The sequence below is a fragment of the Roseibium litorale genome (assembly GCF_014842915.1).
In the GTDB taxonomy this organism is placed as follows: Bacteria; Pseudomonadota; Alphaproteobacteria; order Rhizobiales; family Stappiaceae; genus Roseibium; species Roseibium litorale.
Genome location: NZ_JACYXI010000009.1, coordinates 192,939 through 219,918, shown reverse-complemented (window position 1 = coordinate 219,918; position 26,980 = coordinate 192,939). Strand labels below are relative to the sequence as shown.

The 26,980-nt window shown below is 58.7% G+C and carries 25 protein-coding genes and 1 tRNA gene; 7 read left to right on the top strand and 19 right to left on the bottom strand.

What is annotated here, in order from left to right; translation table 11 throughout:
• Window positions 1-604 precede the first annotated feature (604 nt).
• Window positions 605-1,858, top strand: a complete 1,254-nt coding sequence (locus IG616_RS15170; protein WP_192148993.1) for an AAA family ATPase — start codon at window positions 605-607, stop codon at window positions 1,856-1,858.
• Between the two features lie 105 nt (window positions 1,859-1,963).
• Here IG616_RS15170 and IG616_RS15165 read toward each other — a convergent pair.
• The 5 genes from IG616_RS15165 to IG616_RS15145 form a co-directional block, all read right to left on the bottom strand.
• A tRNA-Pro gene (locus IG616_RS15165) sits at window positions 1,964-2,040 on the bottom strand.
• A gap of 8 nt (window positions 2,041-2,048) precedes the next feature.
• On the bottom strand, window positions 2,049-3,395 hold the full coding sequence (locus IG616_RS15160; protein WP_209007555.1) for an O-antigen ligase family protein: 1,347 nt from the start codon (window positions 3,393-3,395) through the stop codon (window positions 2,049-2,051).
• On the bottom strand, window positions 3,392-5,086 hold the full coding sequence (locus IG616_RS15155; RefSeq protein ID WP_192148992.1) for an undecaprenyl-phosphate glucose phosphotransferase: 1,695 nt from the start codon (window positions 5,084-5,086) through the stop codon (window positions 3,392-3,394). The genes IG616_RS15160 and IG616_RS15155 overlap by 4 nt, the downstream gene beginning before the upstream one ends.
• Window positions 5,086-6,321 carry a glycosyltransferase family 4 protein gene (locus IG616_RS15150; protein WP_192148991.1) on the bottom strand — a complete coding sequence of 412 codons (1,236 nt, stop codon included), beginning with the start codon at window positions 6,319-6,321 and terminating at the stop codon, window positions 5,086-5,088. The genes IG616_RS15155 and IG616_RS15150 overlap by 1 nt, the downstream gene beginning before the upstream one ends.
• Window positions 6,322-6,428: 107 nt before the next feature.
• On the bottom strand, window positions 6,429-6,986 hold the full coding sequence (locus IG616_RS15145) for a polysaccharide biosynthesis/export family protein (protein ID WP_192148990.1): 558 nt from the start codon (window positions 6,984-6,986) through the stop codon (window positions 6,429-6,431).
• 195 nt (window positions 6,987-7,181) lie between these two features.
• On the opposite strand from IG616_RS15145, the gene IG616_RS15140 reads away from it, so the two are divergent.
• Complete coding sequence (locus IG616_RS15140; RefSeq protein WP_192148989.1) at window positions 7,182-9,608, top strand: exopolysaccharide transport family protein; 2,427 nt, start codon at window positions 7,182-7,184, stop codon at window positions 9,606-9,608.
• Here the strand turns inward: IG616_RS15140 and IG616_RS23375 are convergent.
• On the bottom strand, window positions 9,596-10,822 hold the full coding sequence (locus IG616_RS23375; RefSeq protein ID WP_192148988.1) for a GNAT family N-acetyltransferase: 1,227 nt from the start codon (window positions 10,820-10,822) through the stop codon (window positions 9,596-9,598). The genes IG616_RS15140 and IG616_RS23375 overlap by 13 nt on opposite strands.
• 216 nt (window positions 10,823-11,038) lie before the next feature.
• Here IG616_RS23375 and IG616_RS15130 point away from each other — a divergent pair, with 216 nt between their 5' ends.
• Window positions 11,039-12,037, top strand: a complete 999-nt coding sequence (locus IG616_RS15130) for a polysaccharide deacetylase family protein (protein ID WP_209007553.1) — start codon at window positions 11,039-11,041, stop codon at window positions 12,035-12,037.
• On the opposite strand, the gene IG616_RS15125 is transcribed toward IG616_RS15130, so the two are convergent.
• Window positions 11,997-12,212, bottom strand: a complete 216-nt coding sequence (locus IG616_RS15125) for a DUF2842 domain-containing protein (protein ID WP_192148986.1) — start codon at window positions 12,210-12,212, stop codon at window positions 11,997-11,999. The two genes, IG616_RS15130 and IG616_RS15125, sit on opposite strands and share 41 nt — an antisense overlap.
• 197 nt (window positions 12,213-12,409) lie before the next feature.
• Here IG616_RS15125 and IG616_RS15120 point away from each other — a divergent pair, with 197 nt between their 5' ends.
• Window positions 12,410-13,468 (top strand): COX15/CtaA family protein, encoded by a 1,059-nt coding sequence (locus IG616_RS15120; protein WP_192149013.1) that lies wholly within the window; start codon window positions 12,410-12,412, stop codon window positions 13,466-13,468.
• A gap of 110 nt (window positions 13,469-13,578) precedes the next feature.
• Here the strand turns inward: IG616_RS15120 and IG616_RS15115 are convergent, their stop codons facing one another.
• From IG616_RS15115 to IG616_RS15105, 3 genes are all read right to left on the bottom strand, one after another.
• On the bottom strand, window positions 13,579-15,924 hold the full coding sequence (locus IG616_RS15115; RefSeq protein ID WP_192148985.1) for a methyl-accepting chemotaxis protein: 2,346 nt from the start codon (window positions 15,922-15,924) through the stop codon (window positions 13,579-13,581).
• 302 nt (window positions 15,925-16,226) lie between these two features.
• Window positions 16,227-17,300, bottom strand: a complete 1,074-nt coding sequence (locus IG616_RS15110; RefSeq protein WP_192148984.1) for an AI-2E family transporter — start codon at window positions 17,298-17,300, stop codon at window positions 16,227-16,229.
• A 95-nt stretch (window positions 17,301-17,395) separates the two neighbouring features.
• Window positions 17,396-19,051 carry a CHASE domain-containing protein gene (locus tag IG616_RS15105; protein ID WP_192148983.1) on the bottom strand — a complete coding sequence of 552 codons (1,656 nt, stop codon included), beginning with the start codon at window positions 19,049-19,051 and terminating at the stop codon, window positions 17,396-17,398.
• 248 nt (window positions 19,052-19,299) lie between these two features.
• On the opposite strand from IG616_RS15105, the gene IG616_RS15100 reads away from it, so the two are divergent.
• Window positions 19,300-19,497 carry a CsbD family protein gene (locus IG616_RS15100; RefSeq protein ID WP_192148982.1) on the top strand — a complete coding sequence of 66 codons (198 nt, stop codon included), beginning with the start codon at window positions 19,300-19,302 and terminating at the stop codon, window positions 19,495-19,497.
• A gap of 151 nt (window positions 19,498-19,648) precedes the next feature.
• Here the strand turns inward: IG616_RS15100 and IG616_RS23370 are convergent, their stop codons facing one another.
• The 3 genes from IG616_RS23370 to IG616_RS15085 all read right to left on the bottom strand — a co-directional run bounded on the left by IG616_RS23370 (window position 19,649) and on the right by IG616_RS15085 (window position 21,788).
• Window positions 19,649-20,662 (bottom strand): HWE histidine kinase domain-containing protein, encoded by a 1,014-nt coding sequence (locus IG616_RS23370; protein WP_192148981.1) that lies wholly within the window; start codon window positions 20,660-20,662, stop codon window positions 19,649-19,651.
• Window positions 20,663-20,754: 92 nt separating this feature from the next.
• The gene (locus tag IG616_RS15090) at window positions 20,755-20,916 is read right to left on the bottom strand and encodes a DUF1328 domain-containing protein (RefSeq protein ID WP_073010320.1); all 162 of its coding nucleotides are present in this window, start codon (window positions 20,914-20,916) and stop codon (window positions 20,755-20,757) included.
• 80 nt (window positions 20,917-20,996) lie between these two features.
• A complete protein-coding gene (locus tag IG616_RS15085; protein WP_192148980.1) occupies window positions 20,997-21,788 on the bottom strand; it encodes a response regulator in 792 nt (263 codons plus the stop codon).
• Between the two features lie 25 nt (window positions 21,789-21,813).
• On the opposite strand from IG616_RS15085, the gene IG616_RS23365 reads away from it, so the two are divergent.
• Together IG616_RS23365 and IG616_RS15075 are read left to right on the top strand one after the other, a co-directional pair.
• On the top strand, window positions 21,814-22,113 hold the full coding sequence (locus IG616_RS23365; RefSeq protein ID WP_246476254.1) for a NepR family anti-sigma factor: 300 nt from the start codon (window positions 21,814-21,816) through the stop codon (window positions 22,111-22,113).
• Window positions 22,110-22,670: an RNA polymerase sigma factor gene (locus tag IG616_RS15075; RefSeq protein ID WP_192148979.1), complete on the top strand. Its 561-nt coding sequence runs from the start codon at window positions 22,110-22,112 to the stop codon at window positions 22,668-22,670. Before IG616_RS23365 ends, IG616_RS15075 begins: the two co-directional genes overlap by 4 nt.
• Window positions 22,671-23,031: 361 nt before the next feature.
• Here the strand turns inward: IG616_RS15075 and IG616_RS15070 are convergent, their stop codons facing one another.
• The 6 genes from IG616_RS15070 to IG616_RS15045 form a co-directional block, all read right to left on the bottom strand.
• A complete protein-coding gene (locus tag IG616_RS15070; protein WP_192148978.1) occupies window positions 23,032-23,400 on the bottom strand; it encodes a response regulator in 369 nt (122 codons plus the stop codon).
• A gap of 507 nt (window positions 23,401-23,907) precedes the next feature.
• Window positions 23,908-24,156 carry a hypothetical protein gene (locus IG616_RS15065; protein WP_192148977.1) on the bottom strand — a complete coding sequence of 83 codons (249 nt, stop codon included), beginning with the start codon at window positions 24,154-24,156 and terminating at the stop codon, window positions 23,908-23,910.
• Window positions 24,157-24,192: 36 nt separating this feature from the next.
• Window positions 24,193-24,705 carry a Dps family protein gene (locus IG616_RS15060; RefSeq protein WP_192148976.1) on the bottom strand — a complete coding sequence of 171 codons (513 nt, stop codon included), beginning with the start codon at window positions 24,703-24,705 and terminating at the stop codon, window positions 24,193-24,195.
• A 199-nt stretch (window positions 24,706-24,904) separates the two neighbouring features.
• Window positions 24,905-25,333, bottom strand: a complete 429-nt coding sequence (locus tag IG616_RS15055) for a hypothetical protein (RefSeq protein ID WP_192148975.1) — start codon at window positions 25,331-25,333, stop codon at window positions 24,905-24,907.
• A 1-nt stretch (window position 25,334) separates the two neighbouring features.
• A complete protein-coding gene (locus IG616_RS15050) occupies window positions 25,335-25,682 on the bottom strand; it encodes an ElaB/YgaM/YqjD family protein (RefSeq protein WP_192148974.1) in 348 nt (115 codons plus the stop codon).
• Window positions 25,683-25,870: 188 nt separating this feature from the next.
• Complete coding sequence (locus tag IG616_RS15045; RefSeq protein ID WP_192148973.1) at window positions 25,871-26,833, bottom strand: PRC-barrel domain-containing protein; 963 nt, start codon at window positions 26,831-26,833, stop codon at window positions 25,871-25,873.
• Window positions 26,834-26,980: the final 147 nt, after the last annotated feature.

Below are 26,980 nucleotides of genomic sequence, written 5' to 3'. Positions count from 1 at the left end.
ATGCAACTGTTCAGGTTGGGTGGCTAAAGCGGGAGGGGGCCAAGCCATGCCGCGATCTCCCAAAAGGGGATCAGGATTGCATCGGCCTCCCTCCCGTACCAACAATAGACCAAACCAGACACACAGGATGCCATGGTCAAGCCATGGCAGGACGAAAGAGAGGGTTTCGGGGAGAAAGCCGGTTCCGTTGGCCCGGAAACCTTGGCGTTCCTCTGCTTGAAGGAGGGGCGGTGGCTTTTTGTGATCTTGTGAGCGCCGGCTGGCGAAGGTGGCTTAGGTTGTGGGGTTGGCATTCACGAGGGCAGTGGCGGTTTGGGGCGCAAGTAGACTGTCCCGTTTTGCCCGCCGTCAGGGCAAAGCTGACATTGGCTTTTGCACCACGCTCGTTGAGTTTTGGCTCATCTCTGACATCCCCGGAATACGCAGAGGAGATCCGTTCCTAGACGATTCTGACAGATGCGACTGAGCGAAGCGGGCTCACGTTCGCGTTATTAGCGATGATGATAACCGCTGTTGGTGTCCTTGCAAGGCGTGTTAGCGTAAAAAATTAGTGGCGTGCGACCGACGTTGGCTGAACCCGAACAAGAGAATATGAAACCAGATCATGTGTGCTGATCGCGAAGAAGCAATCCTCAATGAGGTATTGGGGTTTTATTTGGAGTCAGGAGACTTCAATGGACTTGGCGTGTTCTTGATGACAAGCGCTGCTGATGTTGCAGTCATCAGGGAGTTGGTCTCCGACGGCAGTCTGGATTTGGTGCGTGGCGACGCACATCCCAACCCTCACATTAAGGCTTTCCCAGCGGATTCAGTCGAGCTCCAACTCGAAAAGATCGATGCTCTTGGACTTGCTGGGTGCCTATACCCCACCCCGCAACTGCTGAAGGAGCGGAACGCGGGAGCCAATGAAGCCGCACCATATACGCGGGCTCTGAAAGAAGGCGCGCCTCAACTTAGCTACCGCGCATTCGATCTTCGTGCTCTTGAATGGTATCGCAATGACCCCCGCTTTGACTTTGACGTCGATGACATTCACGGCCGTATTCTACAGAAGGAAGGGACTCAGGTAGCAGAACGTGCAGTAGTTCTTGATGGTCTGGAGTTCTTTGAGTTTGGCTTTGCCTATGACGAAGAAATGCATCGAGCATTAGCTGCCTTTATCCGATACTTGCATGACCTGCCAGAAGCACAGCAGATCGAGATGCAGAAGCATGAGTTGCCGGGTTTGTATAAGTTGCACCCTGATTTTTTCCGCACTCAGATCATCGGGGACTTCCCTGAGCGCATGTCGATCTATGACGCCTTCCTGCAGGAGAAGGTAGAGATTAATCGGATGTGTGAGCTTATGGGGAAGCCCAAGCTTTTCCGTACTGAGTATGTTGATTTAAAGCGCCCGCGTGGGTTCGGCATTCTGATACGGCCAACCAAGAAAGAATTTCGAGATTTTGCCCTGCTACTTGATCAGCTTTTGAGCGATGACTTGAATCGAGAATTTTTCAAGGGGGATTTAGAGCTAAATCGCAACCTGACCGACGAAGATGGAAACAGAGTTACGCAGTCGAAAGGCACGATCCAACTCCTCGAGGAATGGATTGGCTCGAAGTTAAGGCCAGCTGAGCCAGCCGCAATGGCGGAACTCTTTGATAATCTCCGAGCGGTACGCAAAGTTCGCCAGAAGCCGGCACACATTGTAGAGGATAACGAGTTCGACCAAAACTACGTCGCCGAGCAGCGCGAGTTAATCACTAAAGCTTATGACGCGGTCCGTACCTTGCGAATGGTGCTGGAGAACCATCCTGCAACGCGCGGGCATGAGGTTCCCGACTATTTGCGAGAGGCGAAGGTGTGGACTATGTAGCTGCCGCCGCTTCTGCACCCAAGCACTCTCGCGCCAAAATACACATGCCGCAGCCGACGGTCATCTCATCTTGCAAATGCAGGAAAATCTGGGGGAAGGTCTTTATGGTCGGGCAGGCCGGATTTGAACCGACGACCCCTTGACCCCCAGTCAAGTGCGCTACCAGGCTGCGCTACTGCCCGAACGCGCTCTACCTAACCGGTTCGCCGCCCAAGCGCAAGCGCCTTGATGGGGCTTGGTCCACAGGTCTTCTGCGGACCGGTGGAAGACCGTGCCGACGCTGCTCCAGCTTGTCGGCGGCGATCAGGCCCCAGGCGATGCCATAGAGCATATAGACGTGGCGCCAGTGGTCCGTGTCGATGATCGCGCTCAGAATCACATGGGCGCACAGAACACCGAACACGCTGTGGAGGAACAGGGTCCAGGGGCGCTGCTTGAAGAGCAGCGGGAACAACCGCTTCAAGGTCCAGCCGATGAACAGGAGATAGACCGTGCCGCCAAGCCAGCCATAGGTGGTGAAGCCCTTCAGATAGACGTTGTGCTCGTCCTCCGGGAAATATTTGTTGAACTCCAGCGCACCGAGGCCAAGGGGGCGCTCCATCACCATCTGGAAGCCCAGCGTGTAGCGGGCAAAGCGGCCGAGGCGTGCACCGTCATAGGACTGCACCAGCTTGGCGCGCTGCTGGAACATCTCCGCCACGCTGTCGATGGACAGCGCGATGCCCAGAAGCGCAATGACGCCGAGAAGGCCAAGGGCGCCGAGCACGATCAGCCGCAGGCGGCGGGACGGGTTGCGCTCGGTGATCAGGGCCAGCAGGTAGACGATGGCCGAGGCCACGATCAGCACGATCCAGGCGCCGCGCGAAAAGCTGAGGAAGATGCCGAGCACCAGAATGCCCAGCGGAATGGAGAGCAGCAGCAGACGCGGAATGGATGCGGACAGCATGCGCTGGATCAAAAGCACGGCGGGGAGCGCCAGGAAGGGGCCGAAGACGTTCGGATCCTGAAACGTGCCGCGGGCGCGCTCATAAAGCGTGAAGAAACCTGCGCCGGGGAAAAGATGAAAATAGCCGGCGATGCCGAACAGGGCGACCAGCACCGAGGAGGCGAGATAGCCCTTCTCGATCATCCGGTAGCGGTCCGGGCGCTCGGCGAGAACGGCTGCGTAGAAGATCGCCGTGACGGCCAGAAAACCGGTGACGACCGTGTAGATCAGAGCGTTATTGAACTCACGGGCCAGTGGCATGGAGGCCAGGCCGCCGGAGATATAGAGCATCAGGCAGATGATCAGCGGGCCGAATTCCCGCCGCAGCTTCAGCCCGAAGGCAAGCCAGACGACCAGCAGGCCGAGCATGTAAAGCTCATACGGGGCCGGTTCCCGGATCACGAAGCCGGACAGGAAGGCCGCCAGCCACAGGGCGCCATTGCCGATCTGCTGTCCCCGCAGAACCAGGCCGGGCTGCCCATGAGAGGCAGTGCGGCCTCCCAGTCTTCCTTCCTGGGGCAGGCCGCCAAAGTCTGCGGCGGAAGCGCTCAATAGGCGTTCTCCGTGTTGAGCAGGCAGATCGGGGTCATCAAGAGGATCTTGAGATCGAAGAGGATCGACCAGTTCTCGATGTAGAACACATCATGCTCGACGCGTTTCTGGATCTTTTCCGGCGTGTCGACCTCGCCGCGCCAGCCGTTGATCTGGGCCCAGCCGGTAACGCCCGGCTTCACCTTGTGGCGGGCAAAATAGCCATCCACCACATTGTCCCAGGTGCGGTTGTCCGTGTGGGCATTGACCGCATGGGGGCGGGGGCCGACAAGGGACAGCTCGCCGCGCAGCACGTTGATCAGCTGCGGCAGCTCATCGATGGAGGACTTGCGGATGAAGCGGCCAACCTTTGTGACGCGGCAGTCGCCCTTGGTCACAACTTTCTTGGCCTCGGCATCGGTCTTGTCGGCGTACATGGACCGGAACTTCAGAACCTCGATGACCTCATTGTTAAAGCCATAGCGCTTCTGCCGGAAAATCACGGGGCCCTTGCTGTCCAGCTTGATGGCAATGGCCGTGAGAACCATGACAGGGGACAGGATGATCAGGCTCAGGCTGGCAAAGAAAATGTCGAACACGCGCTTTGCCACCATGTCCCAGTCGGTGATCGGCTTTTCGACCACATCGACAAAGGGCACGGAGCCGATGAAGGACGCGCCGCGGTTACGGAACTTCATCTTGTCCGTATGGGCGGAAAGACGGATATCGACCGGCAGCACCCACAGGCGGCGCAGCAGCTCCAGCACGCGCTTCTCGGCGCGCAGCGGTATGCATACGATCAGCATGTCGATCCGGGCGAGGCGGCAGAACTCGACAAGAGCCGCGATGTTGCCGAGCTTGGGATAGCCGGCCACCACCGCCGGGGACCGGTCGTTGCTGCGGTCGTCGAAGATGCCGCAGATGCGGATGTCGTTTTCCGGCTGGGATTCCAGCTCGTGGATCAGGTCCGCCGCCGCGTTGCCGCCGCCGACGATGATCGCCCGGCGCTCCAGGCGTCCCGTGTCCATATAGTGCCGGACAAGCCGGTAAACGGCGAAACGGGCTGCGGTCAGACCAATCAAGCCGTAAACGAACCAGGTTCCGATCCAGTTCTGGTCAAGAGCACCGCCGAAGGTGGACGTCGTCTTTACCAGCGCAAACACCGCAAAGACCAGAACCCAGCCGCCAGCCACACGTCCGGACTGGGCAAGACCCTTGCGCATTGTCGGGACCTGATAGGCATCGCCTGCCTGAAAGAAGGACAATGCAAGGATCATGGCGAGACCAATGGCAACGGCATTGCCGATGCCGAAGGTCTGTCCCGGCAGCGCTGTGATGAAGGCTGCAAGGCCTGTGAGGACAATCACCGCAATATCCGCAAGGCGGACGGTTCCAGTCAGAACCGGAACGGAAACGGCATTGTCTTCAAGCGTGCCTGCGACGCGCAGAGCCTCCTCGGACAGCGAGGGGCGGTCTGCGCCGGCGTTATGCGCCTGGGTGCTTTCCCCTTGCCCTTTAGGCTGGTTGGCCGCATGTGGGGGAGGAGCAGGCGCAACGGACGGCGCCCGCAGGCTGCTGGTCAAGTGCTCGCGCAATTCCGGAGCGCTGCGGTCCGGTGTATCTTCCGGCGGCTGCACGTCTGGTGCTTTGACGTCGTTCTTGGCAGGGTCAAAGGGGGGCTGGCTGCCGTGACGGCTGGCTGGAAGGCTCATCAGCGTTGCCCCGTTCTGGCATAAACCGATTGGGAATTCGTCGAAGGCAGCGCACCGGCGCCGGACTGCTGGGAGGAGGAATATTGCTCCTCCGGCAACTGGCCGCGGACCTCACGGTAAAGGGTCATGATACGGTCGCTCATGAGGTCGATGGAGAAGGTTTCCGCCAGACAGCCGCGCAGGGTCCGGGCGAGCCGATCCATGGATTCAGGCTGTGCAAGCGCGGCTTCCATGGCGTTCGTCAGGCTTTCGATCCGTCCAGGTTCGACCAGGTGCGACGCGTACCGCCCGAAGATTTCCGGAATGCCACCCACACGGGTGGCGATCAGCGGGCGCTGGGCGGCCACTGTTTCCAGGATAATATAGGGCATTGCTTCAGCTCGTGAGGGAACCACAACACATTTTCCCATGGCAAAAGCCTTACGTGCCGGAAGAGCGCCATGGAACGTCACCTTGTCCTCAAGTCCGAACTTGCTGACCATGGCGCGGTATTTGGCTTCATCCGGGCCTTCGCCCACTATATGCGCAGCCGGCGCGTTTCCGCTCTTTAATTTTATGTTATGTAGCGCCTCGATGAAGAGATCGGTCCCCTTCAGATCGCGCAGCATGCCGATATAGAGAAAATCCGCCGCATCCGGATCGGTCCCGACCGGGGAGAATTCGTCTGGCCGCAAGCCGTTATAAATGACGCGGGAAACGGCCTTGGGATGGCACACCTTGGTTTCAAAGGCGGCGGCTTCGTAATCGGAGACAAAGATCAGACCATCGGTGAGGCGTTCCAGCGCCCGTTCGATGGTGTGATAGACACGCCCTTCCATCCTGTTCGGATCATAATGCAGACTGCCGCCATGGGGGCAGTAGATCCGGGTCACGTCCCGGCCCTTTGCGCGCAAAATGGTGCCGATGATACGCGTATACGCGCCGCCCTTGGCCCCATGGCCATGCAGCACGTCAGGTTTCAGGTCGCGGATATGGCGGTAGAGGTCGCGGGTTGCCTTGAGGTCCTGAAGGGTCAGCTGCCGCTGCATTGGAAAGCGGGCGACACCCAAGGACAGGGACTGGCTGATCTGGTCGACGAGCGCATTGTCAAACGCGCTGCCCGTAGAGCTGTCGCAGATCAGACCAACGTCATGTCCAGCCGCTGCCTGGCTGGCCGCAAGGTCCATGATATGTCTGAATATGCCGCCGATGGGCGAGCGTACGCAGTGTAAAATCCGAAGCGGATCGGATGTCATGGTGCAGGCTCCCTGTTGCGGCCCTCAGGTTTCTTCGTGAACCTTGAGCGCCGAGTGCCTGCATCCTAGCAAAGGGAAATGAGTCCGCAGTTAATTATGCGGTTGTGTCAGAACAGCCGTTCGCGGACGTAGATGGTGTCTCCCGGGCGGACAGGGTCCGAAATGGGCACACGGCCGTTAAGGATCTCTCCGTTGATCTGCCGGGTGATGTCGACGTCAAGCTGCTGCGCACGGGTGCCGAAGCCTCCGGCGGTCGCAATGGCGTTCTGGACCGTCATGCCGGCCACGAAGGAGTATTGGCCCGGGTTTTGCACTTCGCCCATGATGAAGACCGGGCGGTAGGTGTCCACCTCGACGGAAACATCCGGGTCGCGAAGGTAACCCTGGCGCAGCTTGCGTGCGATTTCAGCGGCCAGCTGCTGCTGGTTCTTGCCTCGGGCAGGGACGCTGCCGATCAGCGGGAAGGAAATATAACCTGCCTGGTCAACGGTATAGGTATTGGAGAGATCGTCCTGCCCGAACACGATGATGCGCAGCCGGTCGCTCGAGTCGAGCTGGTAGGGCTGGGTCAGCGTTTCGTGAAACGCGGCCGGGGGACGGCGGTAGCCGCTGCAGGCAGCCAGTCCGGCACATACCGCCAGGACAAGCAACAGTCTGATCAACATGCAATTCTCTCCTGAGATCAGATGCACAATCGCAAGCTATGGTTAATGGCGGGTGAAGAGCCGGCAGTAATAGGGGAGAACGCAAGGGAAGGGGAAATGGCTTGGTTAATGCGCGGGGCGGTCCGAAAGAGGTCATCTTAACCGATCGCTTACCCTGTTTCGCCATAGTTCGAAAAATACCTTGGAGTTTTGACAATGACCGCCAACCGCGGACCAGCACCGATCGACGACATGGCGCTTGACCTCACCGGCTTGCTGCGCGAGCTGCGGGGTGCCATGCGGTGGCTTCTGCCGCTGGTTCTGCTGGTGGGGGCGCTCGCGTTTATCTCCCTGCAATTCGTTCCGTCCAAATACAAGGGCGAGGCACGGCTGCTGATCGAGAGCAAGGAATCCACATTTCCGGGGTCTTCCCGTGGCGTGGAAGAGGAGCGGGCGCTTCTGGACAATGAAGGCGTTGCCAGCCAGGTGCAGCTGCTCATGTCCGGCGATCTTGCGCGCCGGGTGGCCAAGAAGCTGGACCTTGCCTCCATTCCGGAATTCAAGGCCTCTGGATCGGGCAGCCTGCTCTCAAGTGCGCTTGTGATGCTGGGCGTCATGCCGGATCAGTCCCGCAACTCCGTCGAGGAGCGTGTTCTTAAGGTCTATTTCAAGAACCTGGATGTCTACCGGCTCGAAGGCTCCCGCGTGATCGCGGTCGAGTATTCCTCGGAAGATCCCGAGCTGGCCGCTCAGGTGGCAAACACCATTCTGGACGAGTACATCATCCTCCAGTCCAGCGCCAAGCGGAAGACCAACGAGGTCGCGACTACGGCGCTGGAGCCACAGATCGAAGCCTTGCGTCAGGACGTTCAGGCCGCCCGCAAAGCGGTCGAGGATTTCCGCGCCCATGCCGATCTGCTGATGGGCAATGACAATCTGACCTTGAACCAGCAGCAGCTGTCCGAAATCAGCACCGAGTACAGCCGGGCCCAGGCCAACAAGGCGGAAGCGGAAGCCAAGGCGCAGCTAATCCGTGAGCTTCTGCGGTCGGGCGGTGCTCTGGAATCGGCCTCGGACGTTTTGAATTCTCCGCTGATCCAGCGTCTGCGCGAGCGGGAAGCGCAGGTGCAGTCCAACATCGCCGAACTATCCATCACGCTTCTGCCGAACCATCCACAGCTCAAGGCTCTTCAGTCCCAGCTGGCCGACTATAAGCGTCTGATCCGGGACGAGGCGCGCAAGGTCCTGGTTGGTCTCGAAAGCGATGCGAAGGTGTCCAGCCAGCAGGCCGCGGCGCTGAAGAACCGGCTGGATGAGCTGAAGGCCGCTGCCGCCCGTTCCAATGCGGATCAGGTGCGCCTGTCTGAGCTGGAGCGTGAGGCCAATTCGAAGGCCCGTCAGCTGGACCAGATGATCTCCAGCTTCCGCGATGCGGACACACGCCTGAAGGCTCAGGTGCTTCCCGCCGACGCCCGGATTATCTCGCGCGCCAGCGTTCCGATCGAACCCTATGCCCCGAAGATTCTGGTGATCACCATCATCGCCATAGTGGTGACCTTCGTTCTGGGGTGCGCCTTTATCATCATGCGGGCGTTCTTGTCTGGTGCCGTGCTCTATCCGGTTGAAGACACACGCTCCGAAGAGGCGCGCAGCGAACCCGAAATGCCTGTGCAGATGCCACGGATGGCGCCGTCGCCTTACGGTTATGATTTGCGCTCAGGTGTTTCCATGAGCGCTTCCTATGACTATCGCGACGCCCCGGCTGGCAAAGTGGATGAGCTGGACGAAGAGCTGACGGACGAGCTTGATGACCACATCGATCAGGCTGACCTCCCACCGGTTGGGGAAGAGCCTCGGGCCGCTGCCGTTGAAGAGGAAGAGCCAGGCGAAGAGGACATAGACGATGGAGAGGCTGCAGAAGCCGTCGTGGCTCCTGTGCTTGAAGCCCCCCGTGTGGCCCGCCCGCTGACAAGGAACCTTGAGAGAAGCGTCCGCCGCCGTCAAATTGCCGCGGATGCTCAGGAACGGGCCGCGGCCGCAGCCGGGGCGGAAGCCTTGTCTGACGATCTGGCCCGCCAAATTCAGGAAGCTCCCGAAGGGCGGATCGTGGTGCTGAGCATCGACGAGCCGGAGCGCAGCCAGAAGCGGGCCTTCGAGCTTGCCCGCCGCTCCGCCGATCAGGGCCGCACCACCTTGCTGATGGAGGTCTTCCCGGATCAGGAAGAGGCTGATGCAGCCCCCGGATTTTCCGACATTGTGGCAGGAACCGCGCAGTTCTCCAAGGTGATCTACCGGGATGCCGGGTCCAACGCGCATATCATCGAAACGGGAACCGTCAGGATCACCGATGAGATGGCCGCCAACAGCCGGTTTGAGCAGACGCTTGATGTGATCGCGGAGACCTATGACACGGTGGTCATTGACCTTGGACCGATCGACGGGTCGCAGGCGAGCGCCAACATTCTGAGGGACGCGGATGCGGTTCTGCTCATGTCCGCCGATCTGGATCACATGGCGGAACTGAAAAGCGCTGCCCGGCTGCTGTCTCACAACACCGGGGCACGGGTTCTGATTCAACCGGAATACCGTGGCCGTTTGCGCCGCCGTCCGGGACCGAAGGGAGATGGCGGTCAGGCAGCCTGACCGCGCATAGCCTTCCATTTGCGAAGGCGCCTGACCAGGGGCCAAAGGGTCTTCGAGGCGCGGATCCGGGCTTTGAGGGCCTGCTTTGCTTCCGTCGCCATGAGAAGCCCCCGTCCTTTCAAAGACAAGGCTTCCAGAACATCGAAAAGGGGTTCAGGGCTGCTCCAGGCGTGCTTGTAGCGCTCATCCCCGAGCCCAAGATCAATTGCCGTAATCTCCGGATCGGAGCAGGCCATCTCGACGATGTCCATCAGCAGAACGACGCCGGGGCTGTGAGCCATCATCTCGTCCTGGGCGATGCTGTTGGCATAGCCGGTAAGACATCCCTGCCGCCAAGCGCAGATATAGGTTGCCCGGATGGCTCCGGCCGTTTCCAGCCAGAACACCCGCAGCTGGGTGTCTGTGCCCGTGCCGCTTTCAAGCAGGCGGCGCAAGAAGTCCTGATCGGGCGCTTCACAAAAGGCATTCGGGATTCCCGTTTCCCGGCAGCGGATATCCCGTTGTTGAAGAAAGGCCTGAAGACCCCTTTCAATCTCTTCAGGCGAACTGGCGGTCACGATCCGGTAGCCGCCAGCCTCCTCAAGCGCCCGTTTCTTGCGAAGCAGCTTCTTGCGGCCGTCCTTGCCCAGTCCCTTTCGGAGCAGCTCCTCAAAAGGAGCATTCAAGTCTCCCTTGAAGACGGGGCTTGGGCTGGGCAGGTGATGGCCGCCAAGAAGCGGGTTGGGCGCATCGGCGAACTGACCGGGCATATTCGGCAGATGAATGAGGTCTGCGCCCGCTTCCCGCGAAAGGCCGCGCAAGGCGGCCAGCAGAATGCCGCCATCCAGAGCGGAAAGGCGGGCGCGGTTCCAAAGGCCCTGGTTCTGGTTGGCCCTGTTCCAGCCAAGGAACGTCAGCCGCCGCAGCTTTGCAGGGCCGCTCTCGAGCGCAAGAGGCAGAAGTCCTGCCAGTTCGCCATGCGCTTCGACGGCGTAATAGGCAGGTTCCAGTGGACGGGCAGGGGCTATGGCTGTCAAATAGGCGTCCAGCCAGTCCGGTTCCTGATAAAGACAGCGCAAGTCGATGTCTGATGTCCGCTCCGCCAGAGTGCGGTATTCTTGACCGGAGATCCTGCGAACCGTCAGCGGCGCAGAGGGGACATGGCCGGTCTCCGCGGTGCCAATGGTCTTGTGGCTCTGTCTGCCGTCCGGGCTCAGAGATGAGACGTGGGACACGAGGCAAATTCCGTTCTGGTTGAGGATCCTTATTCCTGCAACAAGTAGCAATAAAAATTAAAGAAACAGTGCCTACAGTCACTGAGATATTTAAGGGGGTACGGGACTCTGATGGGTGTCCGCCAGCGTTTTTTCAGCCGAGCATTCAAAGCCTTGCATGCGACTGGTGTCAGCCGGGCTCTGGCTCCGTTTACGCAAGGGTGCGGAGCTATCTTCATGCTCCATCACGTGCGAGAGCCCTCATCTGCTGCCTTCCGTCCCAATCAGCATCTGGAAATCACGCCGGAGTTTCTCGTCCGGGCCATCGAGCGCATCCGTGCCAATGGCTATGAAATCGTGTCGCTCGACGAAACCGTCGATCAGTTGAAGACGGGATATGGCCGCAAGCGCTATGCGGCGATCACCTTTGATGACGGCTACCGGGACAATGCCGAAGTTGCCCTGCCGATCCTCAAGAAGCTTGGCGTTCCCTTCACGATCTTCATTGCCAGCGGGCTTATAGACCGCACGGCGGATCTTTGGTGGATCGGGCTGGAGCGGATCATTTCCCAGGTCGATGAGCTTCAGCTTGCTTCTGGCCCCGCGGCTGGAAGCGGGATTTCCTGCAGGACGCCTCAGGAAAAGGAAATCTGTTTCGAGAAGCTCTGCTACTGGCTGACCCACGAGGTCGGGGAGAGCGAGCAGCGGGAGATCATCCGGCGCCTGTGTACCCAATATGGCATCGATCTGAAGGCCATTGGCGATGAGCTGATGATGAGCTGGGACGAATTGCGGACGCTCTCGCGTGAGCCGCTCGTCAGCCTCGGCGCTCATACGGACGGTCACTATGCTCTGGCCCGCCTGGAGGAAGGCGAGGCCCGGCATCAGATCAGCCTGTCCCTGGACAGGATGCGCAAGGAGTTAGGCCGCAGCCCCAAGCACTTTGCCTATCCCTACGGGAATTCGGTTGCCGTCAGCCCACGCGATGGAGAACTGGTTGCGGAAGCGGGCTTTACGTCGGCAGTGACGACGATGCCGGGCGTTCTGCGCTCTGCCAGCGCGCGCAGCCCCATGATGCTGCCGCGCGTCTCCCTGAACGGGCGTTTCCAGGACCCCTATATCATCGACCAGTATCTGACCGGCGCGCCTTTTGCGCTCTACAAGGCCACCCGCTGGGCCTTCCCGACCGATGCGATCAAGTCCGGGGTTTCCCGCCTTTTTCCATCCACCAGATGATGGCCCCTGCCGGAATCACCCAGATCAGTCCGGCAATGGCGAAATAGACAAAGCGTACCAGCGTAGACGACTGCTGCAGGGTCATGTCGCCGATCACCATGGCGACCAGGGCGTAGACGACGACGAAAACGACCAGCATGACCATGCCGACGAATTTCCGGAACGAAGGGACCATGTCTTTTCAAGACCTTCCGCGCGAGGGCAGGGGAGACTGGGTGCTGTTGCAGCCCGGCCATGTAGCGTAACAGTGTCGCAAGAGCATTTGCGCGCTTGCCGTATCCGCCTTGCACCTATATTCCCGCGCGGAAAAGGTCAAATCCAGGATTGAACATGCCAGCATCAAGCCAGGCTGCCCCAGAGAGCGGCACCGCCATGTCCATCAATGATGAAAGCGCCATCCGGCGGAACCGGACCCTGATCCGCTGGTGGCTATATGCCATCTGCCTCCTGGTGCTGGCCATGGTGGTTGTCGGGGGCGCAACCCGCCTGACCGAGTCTGGCCTCTCCATCACCGAGTGGAAACCGATCCATGGCGCCCTCCCGCCGCTTTCTGACGCCGAATGGCAGGAGGAATTCGCCAAGTACCGGGAAATTCCCCAGTATGAGGCGATCAATGCGGGCATGACCCTGGACGAGTTCAAGTTCATCTTCTGGTGGGAATGGGGCCACCGTCTTCTGGGACGGTTCATTGGCGTTGCCTTCTTCCTGCCGCTGGTGTTCTTCTGGGTGCGGGGCATGATTGAGCCCTGGCTCAAGCCGCGTCTGGTCGCGGGATTGTTCCTTGGTGGTCTGCAGGGCGCTGTCGGCTGGTGGATGGTGGCCTCCGGGCTGGTCAACCGGATCGACGTGAGCCAGTACCGGCTGGCCACCCATCTGACGCTCGCCTGTATCATCTTCGCCTATCTGTTCTGGATCGCCCGCCGGCTTGCGCCGAGGGAAGCAGCAACCGCCGGAGAAGCCCGACGCCTGGCCGGGTTCGGAAAGGTCTTCCTGGCGCTCGTTTTTGTCCAGATTTTCCTGGGTGGTCTGGTCGCGGGTCTCAACGCCGGCTTCACCTACAACACTTGGCCCCTGATGGATGGACAGTTCATCCCGCGTGGCCTGCTGATCATGACCCCGGCCTGGACGAATTTCTTCGAAAACGTCCTGACCGTTCAGTTCCAGCACCGCATGACCGCTTATCTGCTGGTTATTGCCGTGATCGTCCTGTTCCTGCGGTCCAAACAGGTGAGTGGCCGCAAGCCGGTCATGATGCCCGCCCGGCATCTGCTCGGCTTCGTCCTGCTGCAGGTTCTCTTCGGCATCGGCACCTTGCTCATGCACGTGCAGCTTCACATTGCGCTCTGGCACCAGGCCTTTGCGGTGATCGTTCTGGCGGGGGCAGTCGATTATCTGGCCGCGCTCAAGGGGCCTTATCCCGTTCGCAACTGAACCTGATTTTTCCAAAAGCAAACCCGGCAGTGGAGGATCCGCTGCCGGGTTTTCTTTTAGGTTATGCCGGTCCTTGCCGGCTCCAGCTGCCTGCGGGCGCCTTTGCCTTGTCAGGCAGCCGCCACATTGGTGAGGAAGGTTTCCACCCGGCGGACAAGCTCGTCGGTCTTGCTGCGCAGTTCCGAGGATGCTTCCAAAACACTGCCCGCAGACTGGGACGTCCGGTCGACCGCCTCTGACAGATTTTCCATGTTGGCGGAAACCACTGCGGTGCTGTCGGCGGCCTGGCTGGCGTTGTGGGAAATCTCTGAGGTGGCGCTGCCCTGCTGGGAAACGGCGGACGCGATGGACGAGGTATAATTGTCGACCTCCTCCATGGTTTCCGCGATCTCGCCAATTGCACGGACGGCATTTCCCGTTTCCGCCTGAATGGCGCTGATCTGAGAGGTGATTTCCTCGGTTGCCTTGGAGGTTTGCGTCGCAAGCTCCTTGACCTCGGCGGCCACCACCGCAAAACCCTTGCCCGCTTCCCCGGCCCGGGCCGCTTCAATGGTGGCGTTCAGAGCCAGAAGATTGGTCTGCTCGGCAATCGCCTTGATCAGGGTCACAACCTCACCGATCCGGACCGCCGCTTTTTCAAGGCTCTCGATCTTCTCATTGGTCATGGCTGTCCGGGTCCTTGCGCTTTCAACCACGCTCGTGGTTCGGCTTACCTGCACCGAAATTTCTGCAATTGAAGCGGAGAGCTCTTCAGCCGCGGAGGCCACGGTCTGGACGTTGTGGCTGACGGTCGATGACGAATGCTGCGTTTCCTGGGCGTGACCGGCCGTATCCCGGGACAGCGAGTTCAGTGATTTGGCCGTTTCCTCAAGCGCGCCGGCTGTCTGGCCGACAGAGGAAAACACTTCTTCCGCAGAGGTCTTGAACTCTTCGATCAACGCATCGACATGGGCCTGGCGCTGAATACGGGCAGCCTGTTCGGTACGGCTTTCCTCCGACAGCTTCGTGCGCTCAATCTCGTTCTCGCGGAACACCTCAACCGAACGGGCCATTTCACCGATCTCGTCCCGCCGCTTCAGCTGAGCCAGTGTGACGGAAGTGTCCCCCTTGGCAAGGCGCAGCATGGCGTCGGACATCTGCAGGATTGGCCGTGCAATCGTGCGCACCAGAAGGTAGGCGATCGCGGTCGTCAGGAAGAGGCAGACGGCACCCGCAGCCCACATCAGCCAGCTGCTGCGGTCGGACTGGGCCTCGGCTGCATCGCTGATCTTGCCGACAATCTGCACCACGCCATCGGTCATGTCATTGGAGGTGGAGACGGCTGTCGAGGTCGCCTGGTCAAACGCGGCCATGGCGGCGATGATTTGATCGAAGCTGCTCTGAACGGCACCAACGCCGTCCGCCAGCTCGGGATCTCCCATCTTGGTCAGCATCTTACCAAATCCAGCGGCCTTCCCGAGGGCCTTGGTTACGGTCTCGGCGGTCTCGTCACTCGGGCTGATCTGGTAACGTTCTGCGTCTACGATTGCGCCTTTGATGACTTCACTGAAGTTCCGGACCACGCCGGTCACGATACGGGCCTTCGAGCGCTCGTTGTCTTTTTCGGTCTTTACCGCCAGCTCCGCGTTGGCTTCCTCCCCCAGAATAACGTCCAGCTGCCCGGTGGTCTTGGCCAGGTCCTGAGCGAGCGACATCAGTGTTGCCTGTTCGGAGCTGCCGATGGGAGCTGAACTGCCGATCAGCGCTTCGACCTTTTCGTAAGTCTTGGTCAGCGCACTTACGACAGGCTGGACATTCGGGGTTCCGCCAAGCTCGACAATGCCTGCAAGTGCAGGCCTGGCGCGTTCCGCAGCCTGGGTCAATTGACTGGCGAGGTCATCGGATACTTGCCCGGAGCTGGCCGTCAGGCTGATTTCCATTTGCTGGATGGCGGAGTGGAACTGGCTGTTGGCGTAAATCAGCTTCCGGATCCGGTCCAGGCTGATGAAAACTTCGTTTGATTTTGTTTCCGCGTTGCTTGCGACCGAAGCCCGCTGTTTTTCTGCTCCGGCGGCTTTGCTGATCAGGTCGTCGGTTGCGGCAACGAAGGCACTGCTGGCGGCTTCTACCCCCTCATAAGCCGATGTGAGACTTTGAACGGCTGTGGACATCCTGGACATCAGCTCTGCCAGGCTCTGCTGATCCGCCGCGTCGAGATTGAGCGACGGCAGCTTGGCGGTTGCCCGGTCGAGAGCTGCTGTCGCGGCATCAATATGCGCCGGATCCTTCTTGAACAGATATTGGGTCATCGAGCCGCCGGCCGAGTTGACGTCAATCAGGATCTCTGACGCTTTTTCCGTCCGGGAGACCGCTCCGCTCAAGGTTCCGATCCCGCGCAAGCCGACCGTGGCGATGACTATCAGGAGAATTGCCAAGGCCGCCATCGAGGCAACGGTCTTCATGCCGATGGAGTTCATTTTTGCTTTTAAAAACTGATGGGTACGGTCAAAAACAGCCACAGCGTCACCTCCGGATGATCGTTTGGACTCTGCGGTTTATGGGTTAAAATTTACATAACCCTCATCTAGGTAACTCTGACAATTATAATGTTAATATTTGCGTGTGCTTGAGTTTTGTTTCGATGTGACCGGTTTTAATTAAACTTGAACATGGAAAGGAGAAGCTTTGTGTCGGCGCGCGCGAGGATTTGATCGCGACGCGAGGCCTTTGCAGGGGCTGCGTCAGTCATTCAAGGCTCAGGCTGAGACTGGTCCACACCCTAGTACATCATGTGGCGGATGTTCTTCAGCGCCGTCATGATGACGAGCAGAGACGGCACTGCGATAAATCCCCCGATCGGTCCCCAGATCCAGATCCAGAACACCAGAGACAGGAAGATGATGAAGGGGTTGATCTCCATCGACCGGCCCAGGACATGCGGGGTCACGACCTGGGATTCCAGAATGTTCAGGCCAAGGTAGATCGCTGGAGGAATGAAAATCCCGAGGCTGGTGTTTGCGGTCGCCAGACCGACCCCCAGCATCACGGCGACCATTACAGCCGGGCCGATGTAAATGACATAGTTGAGCGTGCAGGCAAGCAGCCCCCACATCAGCGCCGAGGGCACACCTGCCAGCCACAACATGAGCGACAGGGCCGCCCCGAGCAGCAGGTTGATGCCGGTGATCTGCAGCAGATAGTGGGAGACGTAGTGCTCCACGTCGCGGAAGATATGCGCAGCGCGCCAGCGCTGCTTGCGACTCATGCAAAGGGTCAGGATTGACACGCGGATGTCGTGCCGGGTGGAGATGAAGAAATACAGGCTGGCGAGAAAAATGCCGAGCTGGCCCACGATGGCAGGCGCCAGGAGGGCGACATCGCTGACGGATGTGGAATCGTCCAGCTTCACCGACATGGCGGCATCAGCCCCGGCCAAGGACCGGATTTGGTCCTGCAGGGCCCCGACCGACTTGATCACCCCCTGCCAATTGGCAAGTTCCACCTGTACCCGCTTCCAGATCAGGGGAATCTTGCTGATCCAGTCGGACAGGGGCACGGCAAAGCCGGTGATGGCCAGGCTGATGAGTGTCAGGAAAACGGCCAGGACAATGGCGCCGGAAAGCCAGGAGGAAATGCCCAACCGTTCAATGCGGTCGGCGAGCGGGCCAAACATCAGACCGATCACGACCGCCAGCGCAACGGGGGCAAGAATCGCCTGAGCATGCACCAGGATCAACGCAATGGTCCCGATACCCATCAGGATCGTCGCGAGCGAGGCAACCGTGCCCAGATGAGCCCTGACCGGGTGTATCTGGGTTGGGCGTGCCACGATAAGAGACTTGGGATGGTGCATGAAGGCTCCCCTTTCGACCGTTAACGTTTGAAAGGGGAGGGAGTTCCTTGCAGATCAAGAAAAGAGCGGGATTTTCCGGACACAACCGGCGTTGCTCAAGAGGCAAGACCTTTTTTGCGTTTGCGTCCTGGAAGGGGCAGCGAAATACGGATCTTGAGGCCGTTTTGGCCGAAGTCGTGGCTTATGTTACCGCGCAGCTCGCCGCGGATCGAGGCGTCGATCAGGCGTGAACCAAAGCCTTTGCTGCTTGGCTGGGTGATTGCTGTGGCGGAGATTTCAACCCAGTTCAGCTCGAGCCACGGTTCGCGGCCATTTTGGACGGTGGTCCAGGTGATCGACAGGCTGCCGCCCTCCTCGAAGATACTGGAATATTTCATCGCATTGGTGGCCAACTCGTGGAACACGAGACCCAGCGCGTGGGTTGCCCGCTCGTCGAGGCGGATCTTCGGGCCACCCACCTCCATCTGCTCAGACTCAGTGCCGAAAACTTGCTCCAGCTCCTGGGTCAGCAGGGTCTTGAGATCCGCGCTTTCCCATTTCGACCGGGTCAAGAGGTCCTGAGCATTCGCCATGGCCTGAAGCCGGGCGGTAAAAGACGTTTTGAATTCCTCAAGGTTTTCGGAGGAGTTGGACGTTTGCCGCGCCATGGCTAGGATGCGGGCAATGGAGTTCTTGATCCTGTGCTTCATTTCCTGAAGCATGAGATCCTTTTCCTCAATGGTCTTGCGGGCAACCTCGTTCAGTTCATGGGTGGCGGCAACGGTCTTCATCTGCGCACGGATGGAAACGGCAAGGGCGGCGGCAAAGAGCAGGGAGACCGTTCCGAGGATCAGAGTGCGCCAGTAAAGCAGGGTGTGACTGGCGGGGAAGGCCTCGATGACAGACACGGACCACTGACGGCCTGCAACGTCAAGCGTCTCCTTCAAGACATTCTCTGCCGCCTCCAGACGGTCTTCATAACCGTGTGACCGGAACAGAAGCTGTGATCCCCCGTCGGTGGTGTCGATGGTCTCCACCAGAACGGACACAGGCGTCGGCCTGGCCAGGGCAGCCTGATGCAGATCACCAGCCCGGAAAGGGGCATAGACAAATCCGGTTATGGAGCCGTATTGGCCGTTGCTCTTCTTGTCCTGCATCATCTCGCTGGGCGTGAAAAGCGGCATATAGGCCAGGAAACCGGTCTGCTTGTCGTCGGTGATTTCCTGGACCAGCTCAACCGGCGCGGAGGCCTGCAGCTTTCCCGTCGTCGCGGCGGCTTCCATCGCGGCACGGCGGATCGGATCGCTGAACATGTCATAGCCGATGGCCGCCTGGTTCCGTGCATCCTGAGGTTCAAGCAGCGTAATCGGCGTGCGGAAGGGCTGGTCGCTCTCAGGCCAGATCTTTCCGGTGAAACTATAGTTCCGTCGCAGGTTTTGCTCTGCGCTTGCCTCATTGCCCGTCTCGATCAGCTGCGAATAGCCGATGCCCTGAATTCCGGATACATGGCTGTTGACCACCAGGCCCATTGCGAAGGTCTGGAACTCCTTGCGGGATACGGACGCGCCGTTGGTGTTGAGGAACGAGTGTGTGGCAGCGATGACTGAAAGGTTCTGGTCTGCCTTCTGCCGGATGCGGTCCACTGCTTCGGTGGCGATGGATGCGAACCTGGTATTTTCCGCGGAGGTTTCCGCCTCGAAGATTAGATATGTCATGGCCAGACCGACGGCGGACACGATGACAAATGCCAGCATGGGCATGTATTTCTTCACTTGGCGGGTTCCTCGCAAGCCAATCGGAATTGGGTATCTGCTCATCTTCCAGACGTTCAGCATAAGGCACTCATGCCCCTGACGAAACGGAGGGTGCCGGTTATGCTCGTCCAAATTTTGTTCATTTGCGGCCGGGAGTTCTGACCGCCGGACAAAGTTAGTTCTCGTTTCTTTGGAACCCTTCCCAGATCTGCACGTTGACTTAGCGAGTGGAAAATGAGCCGCTCTCGAACGACAAGGAGGCAGTCATGAACTGGAATCAGATTGAAGGGAACTGGGATCAGTTTCGCGGTAAGGTTCAGGAAAAGTGGGGCAAGCTCACCGATGATGAGCTGGATGTGATCGCAGGCAAGCGCAAGCAGCTCTCCGGCCTTATTCAGGAGCGCTACGGCAAGGCCGAAGACGAGGCGGAAAAGGAAATCGACCTCTGGTTGAACCACCACTAAGCGCCTCCCAAATCGCTTTTGACCCCTTTGACTGATCAGGCGCTCCGTCTTATGGCGGGCGCCTGATTGGCGTTTGGAGGGAAGTTTCACCAGGTCACGTGTCAATCTTCAACCTGCCGCTCGTCACGGCTGAAGGGAAATCTGCGCGGCATCAGCGCGCCTCGTCTGATACGTTTTCGTCACTCAGCGGGAACGACAGAACATACTCTACACCATCATCGTAAACCGTGTAGCGGCTGGTGCCGCTGACCGACGCGGGGACCACGCGTTCAAGCACCGTGCTGCCGAAACTGCCCGGAGTGATCTCGCGGGGTAGGGGAGGCACATCGGGTGACAGGTCCGCAGGCTCGTTCCAGGACAATTCCGCGTTGCCATCATCTGTGATCTTGCAACTGATACCGATTGTCTTGCCCGCAGCCATGGCATGGCTGGCGCTGACCGCATTGACCATCAGTTCGTGCAGGGCAAGACCGATGTGAAGAGCGGCGTTGGGGGAGAGCAGGATGTTTGGACCGGAAACGTTAACCGCCGGCTTGTCATTTTGCTGATAGCGGGCGACCTGGTCCCGGATCAGGTCGTGCAGATAAGCGCCGCGCCAATTGGAATCCGTGACCAGATCCTGGGATTGCGACAGCGAAAAGATCCGGCCCCGGAACTTGGTCAGGAACTGGTCCAGCGATGTGGAATTGCGGGCGGTCTGGGAGGCGATGCTTTGAATGATCGCAAGCAGGTTCTTGGAACGGTGACTGACTTCGCGCAGCAAGACCTTCAGCACCTTTTCGCGGCGCCGGATCTCGCTCATGTCGACAATGGTCGTCATGATCTGTTGCTTGCCATCCGGCGATGAGATGGCTTCGATATGGAACTCGAAGAACTTGTCGTTCTCGATCTGAACTTCCTGTTTCTGCTGTTCGCCTGTCTCGCGCGCAAGTCTCTTCAACTCATTGAGCTGCCCGCCCAAGGCGTCGCCGAAAATCAGTGAGTCAACCGGTGGCTCACCAAGCGGGAGGTTCCAGATCTCTGGAAGGTTGGCGATATAATGATAGCGAAGTTCGCTGTCCTGAAAAGTGACGCAAGCGCGGGAGCGCAGAAGGGCAAGGATAAGATACTCGCGAAGTTCTTCATCAGACTGACTTGTCCGGTGCCATGTAAGCCGACCTGCCACGTGTTTTCCCTCAATGAAAACGGTATCCGGAACGCCCGCGTGGGCACTTCACTGGGAAGCGCCCACGATGGTGTTCAAAGCTCCGTTCTTCATTATCTGCGGACGATGCCTGTAATCAGCGAGATAACGAAGAACACAAGGAACAAGAAGAACAGAATTTGTGCGATACCCGCAGAGGTTCCGGCAATACCGCCGAAGCCAAAGAAAGCGGCCACGATCGCAACAACAAGAAACACAAGAGCGTAGTAAAGCATGGGTCGTCTCCTTGAGTGTTGATGCAGGAATAACGTCCATCACGCGAATTGGTTCCTTTTCTGAACGGTAGAATTTTTCCTTAAGCTGCTTCTGCGGTTGCGTTGAAGAAAAGTGCCTGGCTGATCAGGGCCTTGACCATGTCCGGGTTGAACGGTTTGGTGACCAGGAAGGCCGGCTCCGGCCGTTCGCCCGTCAGCAGACGTTCCGGGAAGGCGGTGATGAAGATGACCGGAATTGTGGCGGTCTTCAGAATATCGTTCACCGCATCGATGCCGGAGCTGCCGTCTGCAAGCTGGATGTCCGCCAGGATCATTTTCGGCGAAGAGTTCGCGAAAAGCTCGATGGCTTCCTTGTGCGTGCGCGCAATCCCCGAAACGGTGTGGCCAAGACCTTCCACCATCTGCTCGATGTCCATGGCGATCAGCGGTTCGTCCTCGATGATCAGGATTTCTGTCGCGACCTGGCGGGAGATTTCCTGAACGGCGTCATCGATCAGTCTGGAGACTTCCGCCTCGCTGACATCGAGAATGGCGGAAACATCTTCCTGATTGAAGCCTTCCACAGACAGAAGCAGGAAGGCCTGCCGGTTCTTGGCCGGGATGCGGGCAAGGTTTTCGGCGGCGCGGCGCTCCCATGCGAAAGGAGAGTCGATTTCTCCAATTTCGATATTCGTGGAACCAAACAGCTTGGAGAACAGTTTGTACAAGGAGACCCGGTCGCTGGATCCTTCGGGGAATGCGGAAACATCCGCGATGAGGGCTTCCAGGGTTGCGGTGACATAGGCATCGCCCGAGGTCTGGGATCCTGTTACCGCACGGGCGTATCTCCGCAGATAAGGAAGTTGGGGCGCGATGCGGGTCGAGAGAGACATGAATTGAACTCCATAGTCCAAGAAGGTGGGTTATGACCATGATAACGGGTGGCTTGAAAAAAAGTTCCGGAGCTTTGGAACTTTTTTTCCGGAGGCGCGTTTTAAATCATTATCCGCGTTCAAAACCTACAAAAACAGCTGGTGCATGGAAATGAAGGAAGAAACCTCAGCAGGAATGCTTGGCCGCTCGAAAGGGGGGGCAGCAGACACCGTGTCGGAAAAGCTCCGGGAATATTACGTCTCTATACAGAATGACGGTATTCCCGAAAAATTCCTCGACCTTCTTGAAAAGCTTGATGAAGCTGAAAAGGCCGCCCAAAAATGACGAAGTCTGATGAGTCTCTCAGTTTCAAGCGCGTGATGCTTGAGGCTCTGCCGAGCCTTCGAGCCTTCGCCGTTTCGCTGGTGGGTCAACCCGACCGGGCTGACGACCTTGTTCAGGACACCATCATGAAGGCCTGGGCGAAGCAGGACAGCTTCACCATGGGAACCAGCATGAAGGCCTGGCTTTTCACCATTCTCCGCAACGAGTTCTACAGTCAGATGCGCAAGCGCGGACGCGAGGTTTCTGACACCGACGGCACATTCACCAACCAGCTTGCCGTTCATCCGGGGCAGTATGGCGCCCTCGACCTTCAGGATTTCAGGGGAGCATTGAACAAGCTCCCGGAAGACCAGCGTGAAGCGATTATCCTGATTGGAGCTTCCGGTTTTTCCTATGAGGAGGCTGCTAATATCTGCGGATGCGCCACCGGCACCATCAAAAGCCGCGTCAACCGCGCACGAAATGCCCTTCAGGATCTTCTTTCCATAACCAACGAAAATGATTTTGGACCGGACGCGGAAAGCGCTTCCGTCATCCATCGCGGGGCGATCGCCTGAAAGACAGGGGCCTGAAAGTCAGGGGCCTGAAAGACAGGGGCCAGATCTGGGCCTGAGCGGATATTTGAACTGAAAGACATTCGAGGCCGCCTGCCATCGCAGGCGGCCTCAGACTGCTGAAAAAAACCTCTCCTGCCGCGCCTTCCCGGACGCAGCTGAGCGGAGGTCCGTGATCTCTCATCTGAACATTAGATCGAAAATAATGGGTTCCTAATGCAGGTCCCGGCTCAAGACCGGGACAGCGTGGGGAGAACTCTTGCTGTCTTGGGGTCGTCAGCTGTCATTTCTCTTATTCGGACAAGCACCACCCGTTGGCGCAGCGGCGCGCAAGGGAAGCCCGGGCCGCGGGCCTCGATAGATATCAGGCGGCAGGTGCAGACAGGGGCGCGAAGACACCGGCGACAATGTCCTGGAACTGGTGATCACTGAAGGGTTTCAGCAGAACCGGATAGCGTTCCTGTCCTGGAATTCCGCCCATGAAGGCTGAGTTCGTTGTCAGGAAGATGAGGGCTGCCCCTGCCATCAGCACCGCATTGACAGCTTCCGGGAGGTCCGGGCCAAAGGCATCGGATTCAAGAATGACGGCGGTAAAACTTTGCTCACGGAGATGGTCTTCAAGTGACGCCGGTGTGCCGATGGAGACTTCGCAAGGCATAGAGCTCTTCAGGATGTTCTCGACATCCATGGCGACCAGGTAAGTCCGGTCGATGATAAGCACTCGCATATCCATGGCAAGCACGATCCAGAATGACGGGGTGATTGTGAAGTCTCAGCGCAAGAAATCCTACACATAACTTCCGTCATTTGGGAAACAAAAAACACCGGATTGCTGCCGATTTTGCTTCCCTAAGGGAAGGAGGCGGGGGCGGAATGCTGCGTCCGGACGGCTGATAGAGGCGGCCAGCCTATCAAGTTTGGCGGTCATCCCGGTTTGCTGCCACAGCACCAAGACCGGGATCCGGTATCCCTGGTGCGGATTAATGAAAAAGACGGTTACCTCAGTCCGCTACGGAGTTTCTGCCTTCGCCGGAATGTGCAGCGACTTGAGGCTAATGACAAAGCTGCAGCCCCTCTTTCGTCATCCTCGGCCTTGTGCCGAGGACCTATTAAAGTCAATGGCTTGCAGATGGTCGGGACAAGCCCGACCATGACGAAAGAGCACAAAGTCCATTTTGTCATAAAACTTAGCCGCCGGGGGGCATCCCGGCGGCTTCTCGGACTGGTCATTGCTCGCCTGTTAAAGCGTTGCCGCACTGTCTTCGTCTGCGGCTTTCAGCACCTCGCCGTGGCCAAGCTTTTCGAGAGCGAGATCAATCTGCTGCAGATCGGAGGAGGGGTCTTCTCCGTCCATCGGGCTCTCGGTTGCCGCGCGCTGAAGCGCTCTTGCATCCGAGCGCAGGGTCAGGAGGTCTCTGATCTTTGCCTCCGTGCCGCGGGTTCCGTCCTTCAGGATCATCTCGATCTTGGATTTGACGGTTCCGGCCATGACAAAATCTCCCTTGGCTTTGGCTTTTTGAGCTGATTAGTGCGCCACGATGGCGCGCAGCATCCACAGGGCCTTTTCATGGAAGGTAAGGCGGGCGGTCAGCATGTCCTCAGTGACGACATCGCCTGCATCGCCAGCATCCTTTGCGGCGTTCCGCATAGTCTTGACAGCCGTTTCGTGGTCTGCGATCAGGTCGTTGACCATTTCTTCGGCCGTCTTATTGTTTACTTCCGATGCCTTGGGAGCAAACTGGGCTGCTTCGCCCAGCTTCGCCGGAGCAAGGTGGCCCAGCGCCCGGATGCGTTCGGCAATGATGTCGGTCGCACCAAACAGTGCGTTGTAGTGCTCTTCCGTCAGCTCATGCAGCGGCTTGAACAGCGGACCCACCACATTCCAGTGGTAAATGTGGCTCTTGATGGTCAGTTTGTAGGTCGAAGCCAGGATCGTGGACAGCTTTTCCGCCATATCTTCGCGATAGGCGCTTGCCAGGCCCGTATCGATTTCCTCGTCATGGGTCTTCGGTTTCAGAACTGCGGAAACATTTGCCATTTTGATGCTCTCCATCTCTCTGGTTTTTCTGGTTTCGGGAAAAGCAAGCCGCAAAGCGCGAGGGCTTTTTCTTCTTGTTTTTGTTTGGCTTGCTTGTGAAGTTAACGCCTCAGACCGTCAGGAGTTCCAAATTAACCGGAATTTATGGTGCAGCTCCCGGAGGGCGCGTGGGCAGGAGCCGACCGTCCGGTCTGGTCGCTCAAGCGCTGTCGTCGTCCGGCGGGCGGTTCATCATGTAAAAGGCAAAAACACCAGCCGCAACTGCTGCCAGTCCGGTCTTGGAGCCGAAAATCCGCGGCAGAAGGCCGATGGCGGCGGTGGTCGCCAGCATGCGGGCCCGGCGCAGTTTCGCCAGCCGCTTTTCTTCCCTCCAGCTGATGAAGCGCATCACTGCAAAGGGAATGACCGCGGCGAACGCAAAGCCAAGCGCACCCAGAAGGGAGGCCGCAAGAAAACTGCCCGTCTGCATCCAGAGACTGTGGACCCCCGCGGTAATCAGAAGCGTGTAGGCGGTCAGTCCGAAGAGGCCGGTAACCGATAAGAGAACAAAGTTCCGCCGAAGCCGGCGGAACCTTGTTTTGGCCTCCTGGGTGGCGGCGTTTGCCGCCAGGGATGCGAGGGCCTGCATGTTACTTCCTCAGCAGGAGGGCGGCAAGAAAGCCGACGCCGGCGGCAACAGCCACCGCCTGCAGCGGGTTGGTCTGGATCTGCTTGCGTGTGCCTTTTTCCAGATTGCGGAACTCCTCGCGCAGCGTGTCGAGCGCATCTTCGCTCATGGCACGCATGGCATCGACCTTTTCAGCCGCCCGGTCCTTGACCTGACCGGCCTTGCCGGAGCCGAAGCTGGAAACGGCTTCCGTCAGCAGAACAATGTCGCTGCGCAGCTTTTCCATTTGCTCTTCAATGTCGGCGGCGGATGCGGCCACTGCCTTGTCGCGGCCATTTGCAGATGCAGTCTGTGCAGATTGGGAAGCCATGATGGTTTCCTCCTTCAAAGGGTGGGTTAATTGATTGGCCGCTAAGGACCTGACGGGAGTACGGCTCCCTGGGCAGACATCAGACGCGTCGCGCCCGAAGTCTTGCCAATTCCTGCCGGGTCAGATCTGTGCTGGATGACCTGGCCGGGCCGGGGATCTGCCCCACGCAGGGGCTGCTCCCACGGGGATTACTGAACCAGGACGCTGTCCGGGTTAGCCTCATAGGCCTGCTCGGTGAACTCCGGCTTGTTTTCGAGCGAGGACTTGGTGGCGCTGGTGTAGATGTGCATCTCGCCGGATGTGTCCTTGAAGATCTTCAGGCCATCGGCGGCGAAGGCCATCTTCTTTTCGCCAACACCCAGGAAGCCGCCAACATCCACGATGTAGGCCGTCACGTTTTCGCCATTGCCTGCCAGAAGAACGTCGCTGACCTCACCCAGTTCCTCCTCGTTGCTGCCCATGACGGCAGTGCCGAGCAGTTTGCCGGCAGACAGGTCGGCCGTATCAACCGGGGCCATGTCTTCCACGGATTCCGCACCGGTCAGACCCTTGCTGGCGCCGGCGGTAACGGTTACCGGAGTGTCGGCGTCCATCGGCTGGTCCGCAGTCACGGTGCTGTCAAACACCGCCATATCCGTCCCGGAAGAGGTGGTGACAGCGGCGGTGTCCGCTGATTCGCCCTCCAGCAGGCTTTTGTCGAAGGGGGGAGCGTGCTCAAGCTCTTCCTTTGTGCTGCTGATGGTCAGCCAGGTTTCACCTTCGACCTTGGACATGGCCAGGCGGTCAAAGGATACGGCCACCGATTTTTCTCCAACACCCAGGAAACCACCGACGCCGATCACGACCGCTACAGCAAGGCCATCCTTGGACATCACAATGTCATTCACGTCTCCGACGGCTTCGGCGTTCGCGCCGACACCGTTGTAGATGGACTTGCCAATCAGGCTGGAAGCCAGGACTTCGTTGGCGCTGCGCTTCAGATAGCCGTTGATATTGTTCTCATCAGGAGTCTGGGTGTTGATCTGGGATTTGAAAACGGGCGCAGGCTGATCCGGTGCTTTCGTGTTGCTGGTTGCAGCATCATCGGCGAAGGCGGTGCCAACAGCAAACGCAGCTGTCAAAGCAGTAGTCGCTAGAAGTTTCCGGATCATGATATAGTTTCCTCATACACCCGTTTTGTATACAGATGCTCTGTACGGGAAAGTTGGAAGCTCAACCGTTCAGCGCAGCCTTTGGATACTGGGATAACGGCGGAATCACGAAAAGGTTCCCGCCATTTCACCTTTTCATTTAAGATT

Coding starts and splice junctions, on each gene's coding strand:
- IG616_RS15170 (WP_192148993.1), top strand. CDS start 605: ATGTGTGCTGATCGCGAAGAAGCAATCCTCAATGAGGTATTGGGGTTT.
- IG616_RS15155 (WP_192148992.1), bottom strand. CDS start 5,086: ATGAGCCTTCCAGCCAGCCGTCACGGCAGCCAGCCCCCCTTTGACCCT.
- IG616_RS15150 (WP_192148991.1), bottom strand. CDS start 6,321: ATGACATCCGATCCGCTTCGGATTTTACACTGCGTACGCTCGCCCATC.
- IG616_RS15145 (WP_192148990.1), bottom strand. CDS start 6,986: ATGTTGATCAGACTGTTGCTTGTCCTGGCGGTATGTGCCGGACTGGCT.
- IG616_RS15140 (WP_192148989.1), top strand. CDS start 7,182: ATGACCGCCAACCGCGGACCAGCACCGATCGACGACATGGCGCTTGAC.
- IG616_RS15130 (WP_209007553.1), top strand. CDS start 11,039: ATGCTCCATCACGTGCGAGAGCCCTCATCTGCTGCCTTCCGTCCCAAT.
- IG616_RS15125 (WP_192148986.1), bottom strand. CDS start 12,212: ATGGTCCCTTCGTTCCGGAAATTCGTCGGCATGGTCATGCTGGTCGTT.
- IG616_RS15120 (WP_192149013.1), top strand. CDS start 12,410: ATGTCCATCAATGATGAAAGCGCCATCCGGCGGAACCGGACCCTGATC.
- IG616_RS15115 (WP_192148985.1), bottom strand. CDS start 15,924: ATGAACTCCATCGGCATGAAGACCGTTGCCTCGATGGCGGCCTTGGCA.
- IG616_RS15110 (WP_192148984.1), bottom strand. CDS start 17,300: ATGCACCATCCCAAGTCTCTTATCGTGGCACGCCCAACCCAGATACAC.
- IG616_RS15100 (WP_192148982.1), top strand. CDS start 19,300: ATGAACTGGAATCAGATTGAAGGGAACTGGGATCAGTTTCGCGGTAAG.
- IG616_RS15090 (WP_073010320.1), bottom strand. CDS start 20,916: ATGCTTTACTACGCTCTTGTGTTTCTTGTTGTTGCGATCGTGGCCGCT.
- IG616_RS15085 (WP_192148980.1), bottom strand. CDS start 21,788: ATGTCTCTCTCGACCCGCATCGCGCCCCAACTTCCTTATCTGCGGAGA.
- IG616_RS15075 (WP_192148979.1), top strand. CDS start 22,110: ATGACGAAGTCTGATGAGTCTCTCAGTTTCAAGCGCGTGATGCTTGAG.
- IG616_RS15070 (WP_192148978.1), bottom strand. CDS start 23,400: ATGGATATGCGAGTGCTTATCATCGACCGGACTTACCTGGTCGCCATG.
- IG616_RS15065 (WP_192148977.1), bottom strand. CDS start 24,156: ATGGCCGGAACCGTCAAATCCAAGATCGAGATGATCCTGAAGGACGGA.
- IG616_RS15060 (WP_192148976.1), bottom strand. CDS start 24,705: ATGGCAAATGTTTCCGCAGTTCTGAAACCGAAGACCCATGACGAGGAA.
- IG616_RS15055 (WP_192148975.1), bottom strand. CDS start 25,333: ATGCAGGCCCTCGCATCCCTGGCGGCAAACGCCGCCACCCAGGAGGCC.
- IG616_RS15050 (WP_192148974.1), bottom strand. CDS start 25,682: ATGGCTTCCCAATCTGCACAGACTGCATCTGCAAATGGCCGCGACAAG.
- IG616_RS15045 (WP_192148973.1), bottom strand. CDS start 26,833: ATGATCCGGAAACTTCTAGCGACTACTGCTTTGACAGCTGCGTTTGCT.